This window comes from Bombella pollinis (assembly GCF_026385485.1).
Classification (GTDB): Bacteria; Pseudomonadota; Alphaproteobacteria; order Acetobacterales; family Acetobacteraceae; genus Bombella; species Bombella pollinis.
In genome coordinates this window covers 37,277-57,698 of sequence record NZ_JANIDX010000003.1, presented here as the reverse complement: position 1 = coordinate 57,698, position 20,422 = coordinate 37,277, and the positions used below count along the sequence as shown (strand labels likewise).

The window sequence follows — 20,422 nt, the reverse complement described above, 5'->3', positions numbered from 1 at the left end:
TTATTCTGCATCATCAGAATTAGACGAACCACGGCCCCCAGCTTTTAAATCACGCTGAACCTCTGGGGAACGCAGAATCGTTTCCACCTCCATAGCATGCTCTAACGATATATCAGGCTGAAAATGCAGTTCCGGCACAGTCCGCAACCGCAACGCAGTGGCAAGACGCTTACGCAAAAAGGGCGCGACACGTTTTAACGCAGGCAAAACAGCCTCGACATCATCACGCCCCAACCGGGTTACAAACACCGTTGCATGACGAAAATCCGGCGAGACACGCACTTCCGTCACCGTGATGGTAACGCCGTAAAGCTCCGGGTCCCGGAACTCCGTCCGCGCGAACACATCCGCCAAGACATGCCGCACCTCCTCCGCAACGCGAAGTTGGCGCGTACTCGGCCCGACAGGATTTTCACCTGCCGGGGTTAACAAATCAAAGGATGATCGTTTCTTCAAGCGGGAATCTCTTCCATCTCAAAACATTCCACAACATCACCCTCGCGCAGGTCATTATACCCTGCGAAGGAAAGACCACACTCATAGTTATGGGCCACTTCGCGGACATCATCCTTAAAGCGTTTCAGCTGGCTTAGCTCACCCTCATGGATGACCACATTGTCGCGCAACAGCCGCACGCCACAGCCGCGCTTGACAACACCTTCCGTCACATAACAACCAGCGACCTTACCCACTTTAGTAATATTAAAGACCTGACGAATCTCCGCATAACCAAGGAACTTCTCACGATGTTTCGGCGCGATGCGGCCTTTAACCAGCGTCTCCACATCATCAGCCACCTGATAAATGATGGAGTAATAGCGAATATCCACACCATCACGCTGGGCCAGCTCACGCGCCTGCACTGTAGCACGCACATTGAAGGCAATAATCACAGCATTGGAGGCTTTAGCAAGCTGCACGTCACTCTCGGTGATTTGCCCCACAGTGGCATTCAGCACACGCACAGCCACTTCCTCATGAGACAACTTCTCGACCGTTGCTTGAATCGCCTCAGCAGAGCCTTGCACATCGGCTTTGACGACCAAAGCCACTTCCTTCTGCTCGCCTGCTTGAATCCGCGCCAACATCTGGTCCAGCGTGCCACGCGCTGCCACCTGCATCGCCGCAACCTTCTCTTGCGCCTTACGCTGGCGGAACGCGCTAATCTCACGCGCCCGATTCTCACTATCGACAACAACAAAAGGTGCCCCGGCATCAGGCACACCGCTCATCCCCAAAATCTCTACAGGGACAGACGGACCAGCCTTTTTAATCTGCTTGCCGTGGTCATCCAACAAGGCACGAACACGGCCCCAATGCGCACCGGCAACCACAATATCCGTCCGGTTGAGCGTCCCCTTCTGCACGAGAACAGTCGCAACAGAGCCACGACCACGGTCCAAACGGCTCTCAATCACGGCACCCTCTGCAATGCGATTCGGGTTCGCCTTCAGGTCCAAAATCTCAGCTTGCAGAAGGATAGCCTCTAAGAGTTTATCCAACCCCTCCCGCTTAAGCGCAGAAACCTCAACCTCCTGCGTATCACCGCTCATGCTCTCAAGCACAATCTCGTGGTTTAGCAGCTCAGTCCGCACACGGTCTGGATTCGCACCAGGCTTATCAATCTTGTTAATCGCCACAATAATCGGCGCATTAGCAGCCTTGGCATGCTTGATAGCCTCAATCGTCTGCGGCATCACGCCATCATCCGCGGCTACAACCAACACCACAATATCCGTCACAGAGGCACCACGCGCCCGCATGGAGGTAAAGGCTTCATGGCCCGGCGTGTCGATGAAGGTCACCTTCTGCCCAGAAGGCACCGTTACCTGATACGCCCCGATATGCTGAGTAATCCCCCCAGCCTCACCATGAGCCACATCCGTGGTCCGCAACGCATCCAGCAAGGAGGTCTTCCCATGGTCAACATGGCCCATCACCGTCACAACCGGCGGACGCGGCTTCATGTCCTCTGGTTTATCCTCAATGCCCTCAATGCCAAGCTCAACATCGCTATCAGCCACACGCTTAATGCGATGCCCGAACTCACTCACAACAAGCTCAGCGGTATCACCATCAATGCTCTGGGCCGCAGTAGCCATCACGCCCATCTTCATAAGCGTCTTGATAACTTCACCCTGACGAGCAGCCATACGGTTTGCTAGCTCACCTACTGTGATAGTCTCCGGCACCGTCACATCGCGCACAACACGCACTTGGTCAGAGCGCAAACGCTCCAACTCCGCCTGCCGCCGTTCCCGGTCCCGCTGACGGCGAACAGAGGCCAGAGAGCGTGTCTTACCATCATCACCCTCAATGGCAGCCCGCACATCAATCCGACCAGAGCGACGATCCTGCCCTGCCCCACCACGACGCGGTGAAGAAGAACGACGGGATTGCGTGGTCGAACGCCGCGCACCACCCCCGCCGCCACCGCGACGTGAAGGCGTAGCAGCCTCATCATCCCCAGCTGCCGCCGCAGCGGCCCGACCACGCAGATGCAATGTCTCATTACCACTCGGCCGGGCCGCCGCAGACCGCGAAGACGTCGCCGGAGTATTCACCGGACGACTCGGCATAATGGCACGCTCTGCCAAAGGCCGCAGCCGCTTTGTCGGCTCTGCTAGTTGAACGCCACCCGCTGTGGAGCTTGTTAAAGGAGGAGGAACTTGCTCCGCCGCTTCCTTACGCCGTGCAGCCGCCTCGGCCTTGCGTGCTTTTTCTTCTTCCGCACGCGCCTGTGCTTCTTGCTCCGCTGCAGCGCGTTGGCTTTCGGCCTCAGCTTTCTTACGAGCTTCTTCCTCAGCAGCGGAGCGAATACGAATCTTCTCTGCTTCGCGACGAGCTTCTTCTTCCGCCTCACGCCGTGCCGCTGCCTCAGCTAAAACGCGCTGCCGCTTCTCTTGCTCGGAGGCTGTCAGGCCCCGCACGCCAGTCGCGCCGCGGCCACCACGCCCGCCACTGGCATTACTGCGTTTAGGCTTACGCACCTCAACACGGACCTCCTTAGAGCGTCCATGGCTAAAACTCTGCCTAACAGAGCCTGCCTCTACCGTCCGCCCAACTTCCTTACGGCCCGCAGGACGCAGGGAAAGGCGACCAGAGCTCTTGCTCTGCCCTTCTTTAGGGGTTGCCCCTTTTGGAGTGTCATTCTGGTTGCGCTCGTTGCCGTCGCTCATAGTCTCTGCCTGTCCCTTACTGCCCTATCTCAGGGCCGGGAGGTGTACATTCTGCCACCCCCGCAAATCTCTTATATTCCGCCTTCACCCGCTCCGCCAGCGCACCGGGGGACATCACCGCATAAACGGCACGCTCCCGCCCAAATGACGCTGCCAAAACATGGCCCGGCACCCAGACCACCGGAAGCTCCCGATGCCCTGAAAGCAGACGGGCCACCTCATCCTGACTCGCACCTGCTGCACAAATAACTACCCCGACTCTACCGGCGACTATACGTTCCCGGCATTTCTGAAATCCACACACCGATTCACCAGCACGTCGCCCCAGACTGATACCATCCAGAAGACGCTTTGCCAAACCATCCCTTACAGATTCTATAAGAGATGCGGGCACGTCCACCTTTTGCCGAACCGCCCGCGCAAAAAAACGCGGTAATTGCGGGTCCTCCAACACGGCACGCTCTGCACGCAGCCACATCCCCCGCCCCGGCAAGCGCGCAGCGAGGTCCGCTACGATTTGCCCCTCCGGCCCGATGACAAACCGTACCATATGTTGCGGCTCATCATGGGTGCGCGTTACTAGACAACGCCGCTGGGAAGGGGCACGCCGCCCCTTCCCAATAGGGCCGTCATCAACATCATCAAAGTTATGTTCCTCAGCCGTGATCGGACGCTCCTTCAGCCTTGGCTCCGTCTCCGGCCTCATGCGTAGAAGCCCCTTCATCATCAAACCAATGCGCACGCGCTGCCATGATAATCTCGTTAGCCTCGGCTTCCTCCAGCGGCTCATCACCACCTAGAAGTTCGATCAACTCATCAGCAGCGAGGTCGGCAAGATCATCCAATGTTTTGATGCCTTTCTCCCCCAGCTCCACAAGGACCTGAAGGGAGAATACATTCAGCGCAACGAGATCATCTGTAACACCAAGCTCACGGCGGCGTTCATCCAAGGCACGCTCGCGCCCTGCAAGATAATCATTCGCACGCGCCATCAGCTCCTCAGCGACCGATTCATCAAAGCCTTCAATATCATGAAGCTCCGCAGGGTCAGCATAGGCGAGGTCCTCAACCGAATGATAACCCTCCGTCACCAACAAGCCAGCAATCACATCATCTACATCAAGCTCATCAACAAACTGGCTGCTGCGCTTACGGAACTCCTCTTGCCTGCGCTCCGATTCTTCAGCCTCTGTAAGGATGTCGATATCCCACCGGGTCAACTGGCTAGCCAGACGCACATTCTGCCCACGCCGCCCAATAGCGAGAGAGAGCTGCTCATCCGGCACGACAACCTCTACGCGCCCAGCATCTTCATCCATCACCACCTTGGTTACTTCCGCAGGGGCAAGAGCATTCACAACAAATGTCGCTGCCTGTGCGCTCCAAGGGATGATGTCAATCTTCTCGCCCTGCAATTCCGCCACAACGGCCTGCACGCGCGAGCCACGCATCCCAACACATGCCCCCACCGGGTCAATTGAGGCATCGCGTGATTCAACAGCCATCTTAGCACGGGACCCCGGATCACGCGCTACGGCTTTAATCTCGATAATCCCGTCATAAATCTCCGGCACTTCCTGAGCAAAAAGCTTTGCTAAGAAGCCCGGATGCGTCCGAGAGAGGAAAATCTGTGGCCCGCGTGGCTCATCGCGCACATCATAAATATAAGCGCGAATCCGGTCGGAATTATGAAAAGATTCGCGCTGAATCAGCTCATCCCGGCGCAAAAGCCCTTCCGCATGACCGCCAAGCTCGACCATCAGATTCCCATATTCTGTCTGCTTAACCGTCCCGTTAACAACCTCGCCAACGCGGTCTTTAAACTCATCATATTGGCGTTTGCGCTCATATTCCCGCACACGCTGAACAATAACCTGCTTGGCTGTCTGCGCAGCAATACGCCCAAAATCAATCGGCGGGAGTGGGTCAACAATAAACTCCCCTACCTGAATTTCCGGCTTAATCTTTTGAGCAATCCGCAAGGGGATTTGCGCATCTTCATTCTCGACCGTCTCAACAACTTCCGTCCATCGGCTTAGGCGCACCTCACCGCTTTTACGGTCGATCGTGGCACGAATATCTTTCTCATGCCCATATTTCGCACGGCCAGCCTTTTGGATGGCTTGCTCCATAGCCTCTAGCACTTGCTCACGATCGATATTCTTCTCTCGCGAGACAGCATCAGCAACTAACAGCAATTCGGGACGGGTAACAGATGTGTCCATCAGGTCGGACCTCCAGCCAGCATAAGACGGGTCATCAGCTCTTTCTCCCCGGCTTTTTGGGTTTCAACTTTGGTGCGCGGCGGGGCTTACTGCCCGCCTCATCTTCTGGCACTATACCAGCAAGTGCGGCACTTGCCTCAATTAACTCATCGGTCAAAACGAGGCGTGCTTTACGCATATCGTCTAACGGCAAGGCAACATCCTGCCCATCATCAAGACGGAGCAAACCACACTCATCTTGCATGCCAAGCACAATACCCGCAAAACGCTTCCGCCCCTCTATCGGGGTATCAAGCTCCACCTTAGCAAGATGACCAGCAAAACGCTCCCAATCCTTCGCACGGGTGAGTGGGCGGTCTATCCCTGCGGAGGAGACCTCTAACATCCATGCCCCCGGTATGGGGTCATCCACATCCAGCACCGCACCAACTGCATGGCTGATTTGCTCACAATCATCAACGCTGATGAGCGAACCATCAGCACGATCAGCCATAACCTGTACCGTTGGCGTCTCATGCCCTAGGACGGAAAGCCGCACGAGCTCATAGCCCATATCCAGCAAAGTCGGGGCGATACGTTCGGCAATACGCGCCTCTAACCCACTAAGACGGCGAATCCCGTACGTGGATTCCCCCTCATATGATGAGGCTGCTTGGCCGGCAATCTCCGGCGATGTGGAAAAATGATCCAAAACAAAAAAGGCGGCCCAACCGGGCCACCCCCCAAAAGAACGGAAAGTGATAACATCTCTCTAGATACGACAGAGCCACAAGTGATGCAAGCTTTTCTCGTACCCTCCCCCCTTTCCTCTTTCTCACGCTTCCCATAAAACCATAGGCTGTAGGAATATACTTGGCCTTAAAGAATAAGCGTGAGCGATATAAGCATATGATGAAATCTCTCCTCCTTTGGCTTTCGCGCATGATGCCGCTTATGATGGCCCTTTTCCTGCTACTGGCTCTCATACAGCTTGGCCTTCTATTCCACACCGCACCCTTAGCCATTATCCATACAGGCTATAAAATACTCGACCACGGCCGCCCCTTTTATATCCCTCTAGCCTGCATTACCTTGGCCCTCTCTTTAGGGGGGATACTCTATTATCTGTCTGTCGAGCGGTTAGCCCAGCATGGCCTATTCCATCGCAAAACACCGCTAACCCTTCTCCTTGGGTATTTAATCAATACCAAAGCCTATGAGAAAACCGCCATCCGCTTGCAGCAAGATTCTAGCTTTAATGCAGAGGAACTCGCAACAACGCTGCAAACGCGCGTCATTGGCCATGATGATATTTGTGAGGAGATTAGCCAGCAATTACGCCGGCGTCTTAGCCTCCATAATAGAACACAACCTGTCGGCGTTTTTCTGTTTAGTGGCCCGCCCAGTACAGGCAAAACACATCTTGCCCGCCAACTTGCTCTCCAAACAGCGCGCCCCCTCGTGCCGTTTGATATGCAAAAACTCACCCCCACGGGGGCAGAGCCTCCCATCGCACAGCCCCCCACTTATGGGCTGACTTTTTTAAATGACCTCGCCACCACCCTCAGGGCACAACCCGATGCCCTCATCCTCCTCAATGGGGTCGAATATACCCCTCCGGAAATCGGCAATGCTCTTATCTCAGCATGGATAGATGGATACATCCCTGACCCCATCACGGGCAAACATATCCCGACAACACAATCTATCTTTATCCTCACAACCTCGCTTCATAGCGCGTTGGAGCCTGCAAATCCCTCTCCCACACCCACAGAGCAGGTAATTCCCCCACTCCTACTCGGGCATGTGGACCGTAGCTTCACCTTCCACCCCCTTACACGCGCCAGCCTTACACGCATTGCCGCCTTGGAGGCCGAAAGGCTCATCCGCAATTATGGCCTCACGGTGGAAGCGGGCGGGATTGACCCATCCCTTTTCAGCCAGCCCTTACAAAAGCACTATAATGCCCAAGAGATAACCAATGCCCATGGCGTCCGCCGCCTTATCGAAGATATGTTAAGCGATGCCCTCATCACCGCTCAGCAACAAAATTACACCCATATTCATCTCCTCTCCAGCCCAACAGGGGCTTTAAGCATCCACCCCAGCAACGGCCCGCAAACCCGTATGAACAAGGCTCGTTTATGACCCGCTTTTGCTCTGCTTTTTCTGCCCTATGGCGTCATGCTCCCCTATGGCGGCTTTGTGTATGCTTATGCGGTATCAGCATCGCTTTGGCTGTTTTCTTCCCCACTCATACCCTTACAAAGCTCGCCCCATGGCTGCCCAACCATACCCTAGAGACAGCATCTCAGCCCAACAACACACATACCACCGCCTTGGGACCGCAAGCCTCTAACTCCGGGTCAGCCGCATCCCACCCTATGCCTGTTCATCTACAATATCCTGACTTAGCAGAAACTATCACAGGCCATATTACACTCGGTAATCACACACTTTTACTCCCCCATGGGGCATGGCATCCTGTTCTAGCTGCCCAAATCACCGATAATTCCCCTTATTCCTTTCTCGCTTTAATCCGCACAGAGCTAGGGGCAGTGACGGGGATCCTCATCGCCCAAGCAACCGAGCAACCCATCCCGCTAGAGCAAGTTATGGCGGAGACTGATGTGTGTCATGATGACCGCAACTACCTCAATAACACACTCACCACAGCACAAGCCGTAGAGGATTGCGCCGCCCTGCGTCTCATCACTTTGCACGGCCCCACACCCAGCGACAGCCCTTTCACCAACGAGGCGATTGCACGGCTTAACGTCATGGGTTTTCCAATTCCGCCCCTCTTTGTGACAGCGCAATGGCGGCATATCGAAGCAACAAATGACGGCAGGGCCCAAGTCGGCACGATAGATTTCCTCATCCCGCCCTTAAACCCACAAACACATCAACTCCTTGCTCCACCGCCCGCTTGGTTGAAGGATGCGTTGCCCTCCCACCCTGTATCAGCCCATTTTGTCGCACGAATGAAAAAATGGCTCCCACAATGGCAGAACATCTTACAAGCCAGTTTTGAAGACCAACTAGATGATACGGCCCTCCCCGCTGGGGCCTTACGAGACCCCATGGCGGGCAATGAGCATTAGATTCCCTCTCGCCGTAAAAGCTTAATGATGCCCTTTAGACACCACCCGCCCCATGCGCTTTTCTGCCATGCGGGCGAGGCGGACAAAAGGTAACCCGACCAACAAATACGCTAAAGCGACCAAAAGCCCCGTCCCAATATAATCATAATAGGTCGAGGAGAGTCGGATATAAGTCTGGCTCAGCTCCGTCAGAGTAATGACCGAGACGAGCGAACTATCCTTTAAGAGCGCGATAAAATCATTCGTCATGACCGGGACAACCGTGCGAAAAGCCTGCGGAACAATCACCAAACGCAACGCTTGCCGATGGGTCATATTCAACGCAATGGCCGCTTCCATCTGCCCACGCGGCACAGAGAGCAAGCCCGCACGGTAATTCTCTGCCTCATACGCAGCGTAATTCAGCCCCAAAGCCAACACACCCGCCGCGAAGGGCGATAATTTCACACCAAACGCAGGCAGGCCATAAAAGATAAATAAAACTTGGATCAAAAGCGGCGTGCCACGCACAACCTCCACATACACACCCGCGACCCACCGCAAAGGGGCCAGACCATAGGCACGGGCTAGAGCCAAAACCAACCCAAAAGCGACCGCTAACACCATCGCAAGGGCCGATACGGCAAGCGTCATCAAAGCCCCACGCGCAATGAGGGGCAAGAAGCTGCTATAACGCTGCACCATCGCTTGGAGACCACTGCCAGACATACGCTCCATCGTCTGACGATACCCCGTCCATGCCGTTGGCTGGGTAGAGGAGACACTATGGTCTCCCGTATAATCGGCCATTTGTGGCGTCCACAGATTCCAACGCGCGAGAATCTGATGCAACGTCCCATCGCTCATCAATGTGCCTAAAGCGGCATCAACAGCATCACGCAAGCCAGGATTATCCTTGGCAAACGCAATCCCATACGCCACACGGCCAATCGGCGGCCCTACGAGCTTTAAATCATCAGAGCAATAATAAAGGGCTATCGGCTCATCAATCAAAATCGCATCAAGCCGCCCATTCTTCAGGTCGGAGAAAAGATTAGTCTCCTCATCATAAGAGCGCACATTCGCCGGGTCGTGGTCCAGCAATAACCGCTCCGCCGCAGTACTCTTAATTGTGCCAACAACATGCCCTTTAAGGGCCGCCACACTCTCCAACCCCGTCTCACTCTTCCGTAGGACAATCCGGTCCACCGTCACGTAATAAGGGCGTGAAAATAACACCGCCTCCTTATGCTCCGGCGTCATCTCAATCCCATCTATAACCAACGCATAAAGGTCACGCCCAAGGCCGGGAATAAGCCCATCCCACCCATTTTGCACAAACCGCCCCTGGCGGCCTAGCCGAGGGGCCAAAGCCTGCATCAGATCATATTCAAACCCTGTCATCCGCCCTTCATGCGCAGGGTCGTGGAACACGTAAGGGACATTCGCCTCCCCGTCCGAGGCCCAAGGCAAGTCCTGCTCATTGCGTGCCCCCGGCACATGCAACCTTGCAACAGATGGCTGCTCTGCCGCCGTTGCTGCTGCCCCATCTGCCCACGCTACAGAGCCACCAACGAGCAGCCCAGTCCATAGCACAAGGCCAGCTGCCCATAATAAGACGCGTTTCATGCGCACCACGCCCTTATCCTTCACAATAATGTTCGCAGAAAACGCCGCGTCCCCGCCTCACGCGGATTAGCGAAAATCACATCCGGGTCGCCACTCTCAACAATCTGCCCAGCCTCCATAAATAACACCCTATCAGAGGCAGCACGGGCAAAGCGCATATCATGCGTTACAACAAGCTGAGTCATTCCCTCTGCATCCAATGCCCGCATGACCGACAACACCTCCTCTGAGAGTTCCGGGTCCAACGCAGAGGTTGGCTCATCATAGAGCATGACAGAAGGCTTCATAGCCAAAGCCCGCGCAATGGCAGCACGCTGCTGCTGCCCACCAGAGAGACGATCAGGATACCGCCCCTTCACAGCGGATAGACCCACCTTCTCCAACAACTCGCAGGCAATTTTATGAGCCTTGCCTTCCTCTAATCCTTTCACCTGCATCGGTGCGAGCATGACATTCTCCAACACCGTACGGTGGGGGAATAAATTGAAGGACTGAAACACCATCCCCACATGGCTCCGCAACCGATGCGCCTGTGCCTCATCCGCGCGCCGCCATGCCCCATGGCTGGCAAGCTTCACATTCTCCACCTGCACATCGCCCGCATCAGGATGTTCTAAAAAGTTCAGGCATCGCAAAAAGGTCGATTTTCCACAACCGGATGGCCCGATGATGGAAATCAACTCCCCACGCTCCACCTCTAGCGAAATCCCCCGCAGAATCTCATTCCCGCTAAAGGATTTGACGATATTACTCGCCTTTAACACCCAATCAGTCAGTTCAGAACGTCCTTCCCCACGCTACATTGTGGCGTTACCGCCTTGTAGTCATTCATCATGTGCCTTCATAACCATAAGAGCCCTTCCAGCAAAACAGGCTTTCCTATATTTTTCATCGATCAGCATCATTTTCTTCCTACCCTCTGGGTACACGCTCCACATGAAACACCCTCATGCACCCTACACCCCTCTTATCATTAAACCATATCCAACTGACCCGTGCAGGGCGGTGCCTCATCAACGACCTCTCTGGTCAGCTATACCCCGGTGATGCCCTTACCCTTATCGGGCCTAATGGCGTTGGTAAATCCTCCTTTCTACGGCTGATTGCTGGGCTTTGCCCACCCACACAAGGGACACTCACCCGCACAGCCAATATCGCATGGCTAGGGACGGACAATGCCCTCAAACCCACCCTTACTGTAGAGCAAAATCTCCGCCTCTTTACCCCCCACCCAATAACAGCCCTGCATGAGGCCCTCACACACTTAGCCTTAACCCCTTTGCTCAACTGCCCGGTACGTTTGCTTTCATACGGGCAAAAACGCCGGGTGGGACTCGCCCGACTCTTACTCACTAACGCGCCCCTTTGGCTCCTTGATGAACCCACTCATGGGCTGGATGCCCAAAGCCTCGCCCTCTTTAACACCATCATCGCCACACATCGCGCCCAAGGGGGCTGCGTGATGGCTGCCTCACATAATCCGCTTCTCCTCCCCCATAGCCACATACTCACACTCGGTACAGCAATACACAACATAACACCCGCCCCACTCTCCTCCCGCCTTCATATTGCACCACTCCTGCCGCAACATATTCATGAGGGGCCAAAACATCCCGTTCATCCTTTTCTACACCATCTCCGCCGCGAGTTCTGGCTGGCTCTCTCTCATCGGCGGGACGGCATTGCTGGGCTGGGCTTTCTCATCATATGCTGCATGCTCTTTGCGCTCGCACTCGGCCCCGCCCCAGCGCGCCTCCAACAGGTTGGGCCGGTCATTTTATGGGTCTGCCTCTTGCTCGCAAGCCTCTTACCGCTGGAACGTCTTTATAACGCCGATGCGGAAGATGGCTCTTTAGACCTCTTACGCATGCGCCTCGCCCCTGCTTTTATTGCCCTTGGTAAAATCATCAGCCATTGGGTCACAAGCAGCCTTCCCTTGCTGCTTATCACACCTTTAATGGCCCTTTTCTTCCAGCTCTCGCTCTCATCCCTGCCCCGCCTTATCCTCAGCATGACCCTCGGCAGCCTCACCTTAGCCTTCCTCGGTGGCATGACAGCGGCTATCACCCTAGGGGCACGGCAGAACAGCCTTCTCCTACCCATCCTCACCCTCCCGCTTATGGCCCCAAGCCTCATTTTCGGCACGCTATCTTGCACAACGCCACCGGGGCCTGCCAACCATGCCACGTTAAGCCTTTTGGCAGCTTTCTTCCTCCTCAGCGTCCCCCTCTGCCCTTTTATCGCGGGGTTAAGCTTACGCGATGCTCAATCTTAGACATAAAAAAGGCCGTCCCTCATAAAGGAACGGCCTTTCCAACATAATACACTGCAAAATTAGTGGTTATTCTGCATCTTATCGACAAAGTTCTCCAGCCAGTGGATGGTATAATCCCCTTTTTGGAACTCCGGGTCCGCTAATATCTTCTGATGCAGTGGAATGACCGTTTTCACCCCTTCTACAACACACTCTGTCAAAGCGCGCTTCATACGGGCAATCGCTTGCTCCCGCGTTGGGGCATGGACGATCAATTTCGCAATCATGCTATCGTAATAAGGCGGAACCTTATAGCCGGAGAAGATAGCACTATCCATGCGTACCCCTAACCCACCAGGCGCGTGAAAGACCTTCACTTTACCTGGATTCGGCACAAAGCTCATCGGGTCCTCAGCATTGATGCGACATTCAATCGCATGGCCGGACATTACAATGTCCTCTTGCCGGTACCCGAGCTTTTCTCCCGCTGCAACGCGGATTTGCTCTCTTACCAAATCCACATCACACACCATCTCTGTAACAGGATGCTCCACCTGCAAACGGGTATTCATCTCGATAAAGCAAAATTGCCCATCTTGATAAAGGAACTCCAACGTCCCCGCATTGCGATACCCCATACGCGAGAGTGCATCGGTAACGGTCTTACCAATCTCATTACGTTGCTCTGGTGTAATGACGGGCGAGCCTGCTTCTTCCAGCAATTTTTGGTGACGCCGCTGCAAGGAACAATCACGCTCCCCAAAATGCACAACATTGCCGTGCGTATCACCCATAATCTGAAGCTCAATATGACGCGGCTTATCGAGATATTTCTCTAAATAAACCTCATCATTGCCAAAAGCGGCCCGTGCTTCTGTCCGGGCAACACTCCATGCTTCTTCAATCTCATCAGCCGTTTGGGCAACTTTCATCCCTCGGCCACCACCGCCTGCTGCGGCTTTGATGAGGACAGGATACCCCACACGCTCAGCCACCTCACGCGCTTCCTCAAGGCTAGCCAACGCCCCATCAGACCCCGGCACAAGCGGCACACCAAGGGCCTCCATCGTGGTCTTAGCGGTGATTTTATCCCCCATCATGCGAATATGCTCAGCCGTTGGACCGATGAAGGCAATACCATGCTCCTCCACCGTTTCCGCAAACTCAGCATTCTCAGAGAGGAAGCCATAACCGGGGTGAATCGCCTCCGCCCCAGTAATCGTCGCTGCAGAAAGAATCGCCGCCACATTCAGATAGGAATCACGAGAGCTCGGCGGGCCAATGCAGACAGCCTCATCCGCCAAACGGACATGCATAGCATCGGCATCAGCTGTGGAATGTACCGCCACCGTCTTGATGCCCATCTCCCGACAGGCACGCAATACACGCAACGCGATCTCGCCACGATTGGCGATTAGAATCTTGGAAAACATTACTCAATAATCGCCAATGCAGCCCCAAACTCAACCGGCTCCCCAGATGCCACACAGTAACGGACTAGCTTACCGGCACGCGGAGCCTTAATCTGGTTAAAGGTTTTCATAGCTTCAATGAGCATAATGGTCTGCCCCGCAGCAACCTGCGCGCCCTCTTGTACAAAAGGCGGGGAGGATGGATCTGGCGTAAGATAAGCCACACCCACCATCGGGCTAGGCACCGCGCCAGGATGAGAGGATAAATCCGCAGGCGGGGCCTCGGCCTTCTCCGCCGCAGGGGCCGCTACCGCTGCCGGGGCTCCCACAGCCGCGGGGGCCGCAGCCTGCACGCTTACATTACGCGCAACACGAAGGCGGCTATCACCCTCGGACACTTCAATTTCAGTCAGGCCTGTATCAGTTAAGATATCAGCAAGTGCCCGAATGGCCTCCTTATCCACGAGCATACGGCTCATCCTTCATCCTCAATTATATCTGCCACCGCCTGCAGGGCATGGGCATAACCACGTATCCCCAACCCGCAGATAACGCCACGGGCTGCCTGAGAAACATACGTTTGATGACGAAATGCTTCCCGGCGATGAATGTTAGACATATGCACCTCAATCACCGGCAACTCAACGGCTAAAAGCGCATCAAGTAAAGCAATTGACGTATGCCCATAAGCCGCAGGATTGATGACTATGCCACTTGCACGGCCACGACACTCCTGCACCCACGATACTAGCTCCCCCTCACCATTGGTCTGGCGAAAATCAATCGTTACATCCAGCCGTTCCGCTGCTTGTAAGCAGAGCTGCTCCACATCATCCAGTGTTGCAGCACCATATATCTCAGGCTGTCTCAGCCCTAGCATATTTAGGTTCGGTCCATTTAGGACAACAATAAGAGGTCGCTTCATCCGGACGGCTGATAGCATCTTCATATTCCCTAGGTAAAGACACTCTTTTCCATATTACCCTAAAGGCAAAATACCCAACCCTATATCGCAAACCTAGCCCTTGGCCTTCATTTGTGAGAAAAACACGCCATCTTCAACAGCCACAAGGCTTATAATGCCAACTATACAACACAATTTTTTACCCAAAACCACCCTTTGCCTCTGCCTAGCCTTTCTCCCCCTCATCTCGACTGCTATCGCCGCCCCTTTTACAGAAAGCGGCGATGCAAGCTGGTATGGCGGCAAAAAATTCGTCGGTAAACGGACCGCAAGCGGAGAGCGATTACGCCCAGACGCCATGACAGCCGCTCACCCTACATTACCCTTAGGCACTAAAATACGCGTCACCTCATCCGTAACCGGCCGCTCCGTCATTGTTCGGGTTAATGATCGCGGCCCCTATAATAGTGATCGAATCATCGACCTCTCCAAAGGAGCCGCTAGGAAAATCGGCATCCTCCATAACGGCGTTGGCCCTGTTACAATCACCACATTGCCAGACGACGAGAGAAAAAAGCGAGAATAGCAAGATAACGAGAGAACACCCTCCTTCTAATCTGCCACCTCTAACTCCTCTTGCTCTTGGTGAACCATCTTCCGATAGCCGCGCTCCTCTAACTCGGCATTTAAGACCGCCCCAAAAAGTACAACATACGCACTAACAAAAAGCCACATCATCACCGCAGCAACAGCCCCTAATGGGCCATAAGTTGCGTTATAGCTTGCAAAATGCGCCACATACCATGAGAACGCTATTGAAACAGCCACCCACAAGATAGTCGCCAAAAAAGCACCGGGGAAAATCCATCGCCACGCCGTCTCCCGCTCACGGCATGGGGCGATGCGATAAAGCACCATCACCGCCGTAAAGACAAAGAACAGCATAATGGCGGGGGCTAACCAATGCACTACTGTAGGTGTCCATTGCTCAAGCAGAAAATGCATAGAAGATGGAAGGGTTTCCATCCCAATCCCTACATACGCCAAATAATGCGGTAAATAATCCACTAAAGCTGGGGCAGCCACCATAAGAGCCAGCGTTAAACACGCCCCAATCACCGCCATAAGGGTCGTCACAAACGCAAGACACTGGAACTCAAAAAAACCACGCGTCTCCTGAGCATGATAAACCAGATTCAAGGCCGAAAGAATGGATTTGCTACTTGCCGTCACCGACCATAACGCCACCAAAACCGAAAAAACGAGCCCTAATGTTAAAGACGAATGAGGTTGCGTAACAAGCGCATGGATCCGGTCAAAGATCATATCATACGCAGCAGGTGGCAAAATATGCTTAATAACATGCAACTGCCCCTCGGCTGTTTGCACATCAAAAGCCAACCCATAAAGGGAGATTAACGCCGTAAGAGCAGGGAACAACGACAATGTCGCATAAAACGCGCACCCTGCTGCACTAAGGGACGTTTGACTATCCCCACTATTATTGAGAACTTGAAGAAAAACAGCCTTCCAGCCTTGCGGTGGCGGTGGGAGAGCATCCTCTTGCATTTCGGTCATATCAGGCACGGAACACACTCTCACTTCTCACACCGCCACACCCCACCTCAGGGGCGTAGAGTTTAGGCTTTCTCCAACTCCGCTTGGATCCGATTCCAACGCTCAATATTATCTTTTGCATCCTTCACAAAAGCGGATTTCTTCACCCCATCGAGGAAGATGCGCTGCATCAACCGCCCTAGGCCACGCGTTGGCCTCTCAAACTGGATGAACAAAATACCGCGTACATCATCCGTATTATTCTGCACTGTGTGGCGATACGTATCGTCAAAGACGAAAACCTTCCCCTCATCCCAATGCAACTTGTCATCTGCGACTTGAATCCAGCAATTATCACGATCTCGTGGAACACCCAAGCCCATATGCGCATTCAACATCCCTTTTGTAACCCCTTTATGCGGTGGAATCTCACCTCCGGGCTCCAAAATAGAGAATAAAGCCGAGCATAAACCGGGTATCCCCGCCACAAGTTGAGCTGTTACTGGAGCTTTTGCACAATTCTCCGGCACTGCAATCCCATATCCGTAAAGAAAAAAGGACTTCCAACGGTTATCAGGTGCAATCCGCCGATGGTCAGGGGATAAATCACGCAAAGCTGGCACACGCTCACGCTCTGCCATAACGGCTTGGAACTCCTTTATCATTAAAGGTGCCGCCGCCTCCAACGCCGCAACCCACGGGAAAAGCTTATTATCCAAATTGGGGGTGTTCGGTACTAAAGAATCTTTTGCTATGAAATTATTAAACCAAGGCCGCAGGGCTTTACCAACCCGCACTAATAAAGGCCGTTTTTTCTTATCTTGCTGATTCGCCGCCATAATAGCCTGCCTCCCAACAAATGATTCACACATTAAAACCGATTAATTTTCTACCAAAATCCCTTCGCAAACGGGAAGGAGGTCTTCCGTCTAGCTGCTCTTCATTACAAACATGTCATGCAAGAGGCTAAACAATCAAAAAGTCGTTAACATCCTAAAAATATGAAACTTTCCTGCCCTGCATCTCCCCTCACTTAAAAGGAGCATTATAGCAGCCAGCTTATTATCACTTTTTTGTGATTAAGAACCATCTTTTCATCCCTCCTTTACCCTTTCCCCTTGCATTAAAGCGCAATCTGCGCTTTTGACGCAGCTCCCCCTTCCTAAGAGGATGTGTGTCTTATGACCCCAAAAATCGCCCGCTTCCTCGCTGATCAACAGCCTGCCACACCGTGCCTGGTTGTGGACCTCTCCATTGTGGCAGAGCAATACCAAGCCCTTCACAAAGCCCTACCGACAGGGCGCATCCATTACGCGGTAAAAGCTAATCCTGCCTCTGCGATTCTTACATGCTTGCACCAACTTGGCTCTTACTTCGACATTGCCTCGCCGGGGGAAATTGACCTCTGCCTCCAAGCGGGCATTCCCGCAGCGAAGCTCTCCTTCGGCCATACCGTAAAAACAGCCCGCTCCATCGCTTATGCACACCAAAAAGGCCTCACCCTCTTTGCCTTTGATTGCCTTGAAGAGCTAGAGAAATTAGCACAGCACGCCCCCGGCTGCTCTGTCTTTTGCCGCCTCGGCGTCCTCAATACCGGGGCAGAATGGCCCTTATCCCGCAAGTTTGGCACAACGGTAGAGCATGCTTTTACCCTCCTCACCAAAGCCCATGCCCTTGGTTTAAAACCCGCTGGCTTATCCTTTCATGTCGGCAGCCAACAGACCCATATCGAGGCTTATGCTGAGGCCATTGCCCAAGCCGCAGAGCTTTATCATCGCCTCGACAAAGAGCAGAATATCACTCTGGATTTCATCAATATGGGGGGCGGCTTCCCCACCTATTACCGCACCCCCATTCCCGCTATCGACCAATTCGGGCAGGCCATCACAACCGCCATGCAAACGCACTTCCCCCGTCACGCCCCGCAGATTCTCTTAGAGCCGGGGCGGTATATGGTCGGCAGTGCCGGGATTGTCCAAACAGAAGTCGTCCTCGCCAGCCATCGCGGTAACCGAGAGGATGAACCTCGCTGGGTGTATCTTGATATTGGCCGTTTTGGCGGCTTAGCCGAGACAGAAGGCGAGGCGATTCGTTATGCCTTCCAAACCCCTTATGATAAGACCAGCACCCACTACTCCCCCTGCATCCTCGCTGGCCCCAGCTGCGATAGTATGGATGTCCTTTACGAGAAAAACCCCGTCCCTCTGCCCGATGAACTCAAAACAGGGGATAAACTCATCATTCTCTCAACAGGGGCTTATGTCTCCACCTATTGCTCCACGGGCTTTAACGGCTTCCCCCCTCTCAAAGAATATTATCTTTAGCCGTGTTCTAAAGACTGTAACGTCACGAGACGATGATACGCCCCCTCTGGGCGGGCCATTAATGTCGTATGGGTGCCATCCTCAATAATCTGCCCCCCCTCAAAGACTAAAATACGGTCCAAATCCCGCACGGTTGCTAGGCGATGAGCCACCACAAGCACCGTGCGTTCGGTCATTAACCGGGCCATAGCCTCTTGCACCAACCGCTCCGATTCAGAATCCAAGCTCGCCGTTGCTTCATCAAAAATCACAATTGGCGCGTTTGTTAAAAAGGCACGCGCAATAGCCACACGCTGCCGCTCCCCACCAGAGAGTTTCACCCCGCGTTCACCCACTAATGTATCATAACCATCCGGCAACTGCGTGATGAACCCATCAGCATTAGCTAAACGGGCCGCCTCCTCAATCGCCTCACGCGGGGCATCAGGCTGCCCATAAGCGATATTCTCAGCCAATGTGCGGTGGAATAACATCGGCTCCTGCGGCACAAGAGCAATCTGCCGGCGCAAACTTTGTTGCGTGACATGGGCAATATCCTGCCCATCAATCAAAATGGCCCCACTCTGTACATCATAAAGCCGTTGCAATAGCCGCGTTAAAGTCGTTTTGCCAGAACCAGACGCCCCCACTAACGCCACACGGCTCCCCGCCGCAATCTTCAATGAAAAATCCCGATAAATCGGCGTCAATTGCGAAGGATAACAAAAGCTGACATCCCGTAGCTCAATCGCCCCATCCGTCACGACCAACGGTACCGCCCCATCAGCATCCTGCACGCCCGGTGCTGTAGCAAAAAGCCCAACAAGCTCCTCCATCTCATTCACCGAGCGTTGCACTTGGCTGACTTGCTGCCCCAAATCCCGCAAATAGCCTTGGATGAGGAACATCATCGTCAACACATAAGCCACATCTCCCGGCCCTGCCGCCCCACGCCACCACAAAAGAACCGCAAGGCCAATCATCACCACACGCATCAAAAGCGTATAGGACGCCTGAAGATTGGCACTATTGGTTCCCCTATACCAACTATAATAGGTCTTCTCCGCCCATGTCCGGGCTACAGAATGTAAATGTTGCTCTTCACGCTGCTCCGCCCCAAAGCTTTTCACCACAGCATTGCAGGTAATCGCATCACCTAACAGGGCCCCCATTTTGGAATCCCACTCATTCGAGACCCGCGCCGTTGGGGCTACATACCGCAAAGCCAACCAAATGGAGAGGCACGCAAACAGCACGACCATCACCGCCAACACTAACCCCAATAGCGGGGCCCGCACCAGCAGAACAAGCGTTGTGCCCACCAACACCAAAAGCTCCGGGGCAATCAACAAAAGCAACGTGTCATCCAGCGTATCAATGGCCCAAATCCCCCGCGTCACACGCCGCACAACCGAGCCTGCAAAACTATTAGCATGCCAGTCGGAAGAGAAACGCTGCACACGGGCAAAGGCATCATCTAATACCTGACGCATCACCGCTAAACTAAGCTTGCTTATCCCCAAATAGGAGGAACGCCGGCCCATCACCCCCACAAGCCCTAGGACCAATAGCCCACTAACCATCAATAAAGCATCATGCAGCAAAGCCGCACGGCCCCCTTCTGCCGGGGATGGCAGCACCGTGGTGGAAATATCCCCCACTAAACGCCCTGCTAAAAGCGGCGTGCAAATGTCGGCCAATGTAGCCAGCCCCACACCCCCCAATGTCCGCGCTAACATGGCCGGATGCTGCACCCACCGTACCATCACAAAGCGCAGCACCTCGGTAAAAGAGAGCTTCATCCCCTTATGGGGCTTGCTATTTACCTCTGCCATTGGCCACCGCCTCCCTCACCCTTACGTCATCCCTAAGCGTTATCCTTGCTCCTATCACCCGC

At 54.0% G+C, this 20,422-nt stretch carries 18 protein-coding genes; 5 read left to right on the top strand and 13 right to left on the bottom strand.

Going from position 1 to position 20,422, the window contains the following annotated elements; all coding sequences use genetic code 11:
* The 5 genes from rbfA to rimP are packed head-to-tail and all read right to left on the bottom strand — an operon-like array spanning position 1 to position 6,020.
* Complete coding sequence (rbfA, locus tag NQF89_RS03670; RefSeq protein ID WP_155572790.1) at positions 1 to 456, bottom strand: 30S ribosome-binding factor RbfA; 456 nt, start codon at positions 454 to 456, stop codon at positions 1 to 3.
* On the bottom strand, positions 453 to 3,179 hold the full coding sequence (gene infB / locus NQF89_RS03665; protein ID WP_266137529.1) for a translation initiation factor IF-2: 2,727 nt from the start codon (positions 3,177 to 3,179) through the stop codon (positions 453 to 455). Before infB ends, rbfA begins: the two co-directional genes overlap by 4 nt.
* Positions 3,180 to 3,195: 16 nt before the next feature.
* Positions 3,196 to 3,885: a DUF448 domain-containing protein gene (locus NQF89_RS03660; protein ID WP_266137528.1), complete on the bottom strand. Its 690-nt coding sequence runs from the start codon at positions 3,883 to 3,885 to the stop codon at positions 3,196 to 3,198.
* Complete coding sequence (nusA, locus tag NQF89_RS03655) at positions 3,836 to 5,404, bottom strand: transcription termination factor NusA (RefSeq protein ID WP_155572787.1); 1,569 nt, start codon at positions 5,402 to 5,404, stop codon at positions 3,836 to 3,838. The genes NQF89_RS03660 and nusA overlap by 50 nt, the downstream gene beginning before the upstream one ends.
* A gap of 34 nt (positions 5,405 to 5,438) precedes the next feature.
* Positions 5,439 to 6,020 carry a ribosome maturation factor RimP gene (gene rimP, locus NQF89_RS03650; RefSeq protein WP_266137622.1) on the bottom strand — a complete coding sequence of 194 codons (582 nt, stop codon included), beginning with the start codon at positions 6,018 to 6,020 and terminating at the stop codon, positions 5,439 to 5,441.
* Between the two features lie 272 nt (positions 6,021 to 6,292).
* Between rimP and NQF89_RS03645 the strand changes: the two genes are divergently transcribed.
* Both NQF89_RS03645 and NQF89_RS03640 read left to right on the top strand, forming a co-directional pair.
* Entirely contained in the window at positions 6,293 to 7,531 is a 1,239-nt protein-coding gene (locus NQF89_RS03645) for an ATP-dependent Clp protease ATP-binding subunit (RefSeq protein ID WP_266137527.1), read from the top strand.
* Complete coding sequence (locus tag NQF89_RS03640; protein WP_266137526.1) at positions 7,528 to 8,487, top strand: hypothetical protein; 960 nt, start codon at positions 7,528 to 7,530, stop codon at positions 8,485 to 8,487. The genes NQF89_RS03645 and NQF89_RS03640 overlap by 4 nt, the downstream gene beginning before the upstream one ends.
* Before the next feature lie 21 nt (positions 8,488 to 8,508).
* On the opposite strand, the gene NQF89_RS03635 is transcribed toward NQF89_RS03640, so the two are convergent.
* Both NQF89_RS03635 and NQF89_RS03630 read right to left on the bottom strand, forming a co-directional pair.
* Complete coding sequence (locus tag NQF89_RS03635; protein WP_155579082.1) at positions 8,509 to 10,095, bottom strand: ABC transporter substrate-binding protein/permease; 1,587 nt, start codon at positions 10,093 to 10,095, stop codon at positions 8,509 to 8,511.
* 20 nt (positions 10,096 to 10,115) lie between these two features.
* The gene (locus tag NQF89_RS03630) at positions 10,116 to 10,859 is read right to left on the bottom strand and encodes an amino acid ABC transporter ATP-binding protein (RefSeq protein WP_099026275.1); all 744 of its coding nucleotides are present in this window, start codon (positions 10,857 to 10,859) and stop codon (positions 10,116 to 10,118) included.
* Between the two features lie 185 nt (positions 10,860 to 11,044).
* Here NQF89_RS03630 and ccmA point away from each other — a divergent pair, with 185 nt between their 5' ends.
* Positions 11,045 to 12,370: a heme ABC exporter ATP-binding protein CcmA gene (gene ccmA, locus NQF89_RS03625; protein ID WP_266137525.1), complete on the top strand. Its 1,326-nt coding sequence runs from the start codon at positions 11,045 to 11,047 to the stop codon at positions 12,368 to 12,370.
* A 59-nt stretch (positions 12,371 to 12,429) separates the two neighbouring features.
* Here the strand turns inward: ccmA and accC are convergent, their stop codons facing one another.
* From accC to aroQ, 3 genes are read right to left on the bottom strand one after another with little or no spacing between them, the layout of a single operon-like run.
* Positions 12,430 to 13,782 (bottom strand): acetyl-CoA carboxylase biotin carboxylase subunit, encoded by a 1,353-nt coding sequence (gene accC, locus NQF89_RS03620; protein ID WP_266137524.1) that lies wholly within the window; start codon positions 13,780 to 13,782, stop codon positions 12,430 to 12,432.
* On the bottom strand, positions 13,782 to 14,240 hold the full coding sequence (locus NQF89_RS03615) for an acetyl-CoA carboxylase biotin carboxyl carrier protein (protein WP_155572780.1): 459 nt from the start codon (positions 14,238 to 14,240) through the stop codon (positions 13,782 to 13,784). Before NQF89_RS03615 ends, accC begins: the two co-directional genes overlap by 1 nt.
* The gene (gene aroQ / locus NQF89_RS03610) at positions 14,237 to 14,686 is read right to left on the bottom strand and encodes a type II 3-dehydroquinate dehydratase (protein ID WP_155573458.1); all 450 of its coding nucleotides are present in this window, start codon (positions 14,684 to 14,686) and stop codon (positions 14,237 to 14,239) included. Before aroQ ends, NQF89_RS03615 begins: the two co-directional genes overlap by 4 nt.
* A gap of 154 nt (positions 14,687 to 14,840) precedes the next feature.
* Here aroQ and NQF89_RS08865 point away from each other — a divergent pair, with 154 nt between their 5' ends.
* Positions 14,841 to 15,251, top strand: a complete 411-nt coding sequence (locus tag NQF89_RS08865) for a septal ring lytic transglycosylase RlpA family protein (protein WP_155572779.1) — start codon at positions 14,841 to 14,843, stop codon at positions 15,249 to 15,251.
* Positions 15,252 to 15,277: 26 nt separating this feature from the next.
* Here NQF89_RS08865 and NQF89_RS03600 read toward each other — a convergent pair whose 3' ends face one another.
* Both NQF89_RS03600 and NQF89_RS03595 read right to left on the bottom strand, forming a co-directional pair.
* Positions 15,278 to 16,243 (bottom strand): YihY/virulence factor BrkB family protein, encoded by a 966-nt coding sequence (locus NQF89_RS03600; RefSeq protein ID WP_155573457.1) that lies wholly within the window; start codon positions 16,241 to 16,243, stop codon positions 15,278 to 15,280.
* A gap of 62 nt (positions 16,244 to 16,305) precedes the next feature.
* A complete protein-coding gene (locus NQF89_RS03595) occupies positions 16,306 to 17,061 on the bottom strand; it encodes an aspartyl/asparaginyl beta-hydroxylase domain-containing protein (RefSeq protein ID WP_155572778.1) in 756 nt (251 codons plus the stop codon).
* A gap of 342 nt (positions 17,062 to 17,403) precedes the next feature.
* Here NQF89_RS03595 and NQF89_RS03590 point away from each other — a divergent pair, with 342 nt between their 5' ends.
* Positions 17,404 to 18,546 carry a type III PLP-dependent enzyme gene (locus NQF89_RS03590; protein ID WP_323670730.1) on the top strand — a complete coding sequence of 381 codons (1,143 nt, stop codon included), beginning with the start codon at positions 17,404 to 17,406 and terminating at the stop codon, positions 18,544 to 18,546.
* Here the strand turns inward: NQF89_RS03590 and NQF89_RS03585 are convergent.
* Positions 18,543 to 20,360, bottom strand: coding sequence for an ABC transporter ATP-binding protein (locus tag NQF89_RS03585; RefSeq protein WP_266137522.1), 1,818 nt, complete (start codon positions 20,358 to 20,360; stop codon positions 18,543 to 18,545). The genes NQF89_RS03590 and NQF89_RS03585 overlap by 4 nt on opposite strands.
* Between the last annotated feature and the right edge of the window lie 62 nt (positions 20,361 to 20,422).

Bases quoted from the DNA above. Each gene is read 5' to 3' on its own strand.
- infB (WP_266137529.1), bottom strand. From the start codon at position 3,179: ATGAGCGACGGCAACGAGCGCAACCAGAATGACACTCCAAAAGGGGCA.
- NQF89_RS03660 (WP_266137528.1), bottom strand. From the start codon at position 3,885: ATGAGGCCGGAGACGGAGCCAAGGCTGAAGGAGCGTCCGATCACGGCT.
- nusA (WP_155572787.1), bottom strand. From the start codon at position 5,404: ATGGACACATCTGTTACCCGTCCCGAATTGCTGTTAGTTGCTGATGCT.
- NQF89_RS03645 (WP_266137527.1), top strand. From the start codon at position 6,293: ATGATGAAATCTCTCCTCCTTTGGCTTTCGCGCATGATGCCGCTTATG.
- NQF89_RS03640 (WP_266137526.1), top strand. From the start codon at position 7,528: ATGACCCGCTTTTGCTCTGCTTTTTCTGCCCTATGGCGTCATGCTCCC.
- NQF89_RS03635 (WP_155579082.1), bottom strand. From the start codon at position 10,095: ATGAAACGCGTCTTATTATGGGCAGCTGGCCTTGTGCTATGGACTGGG.
- ccmA (WP_266137525.1), top strand. From the start codon at position 11,045: ATGCACCCTACACCCCTCTTATCATTAAACCATATCCAACTGACCCGT.
- accC (WP_266137524.1), bottom strand. From the start codon at position 13,782: ATGTTTTCCAAGATTCTAATCGCCAATCGTGGCGAGATCGCGTTGCGT.
- NQF89_RS03615 (WP_155572780.1), bottom strand. From the start codon at position 14,240: ATGAGCCGTATGCTCGTGGATAAGGAGGCCATTCGGGCACTTGCTGAT.
- aroQ (WP_155573458.1), bottom strand. From the start codon at position 14,686: ATGAAGCGACCTCTTATTGTTGTCCTAAATGGACCGAACCTAAATATG.
- NQF89_RS08865 (WP_155572779.1), top strand. From the start codon at position 14,841: ATGCCAACTATACAACACAATTTTTTACCCAAAACCACCCTTTGCCTC.
- NQF89_RS03600 (WP_155573457.1), bottom strand. From the start codon at position 16,243: ATGACCGAAATGCAAGAGGATGCTCTCCCACCGCCACCGCAAGGCTGG.
- NQF89_RS03595 (WP_155572778.1), bottom strand. From the start codon at position 17,061: ATGGCGGCGAATCAGCAAGATAAGAAAAAACGGCCTTTATTAGTGCGG.
- NQF89_RS03590 (WP_323670730.1), top strand. From the start codon at position 17,404: ATGACCCCAAAAATCGCCCGCTTCCTCGCTGATCAACAGCCTGCCACA.
- NQF89_RS03585 (WP_266137522.1), bottom strand. From the start codon at position 20,360: ATGGCAGAGGTAAATAGCAAGCCCCATAAGGGGATGAAGCTCTCTTTT.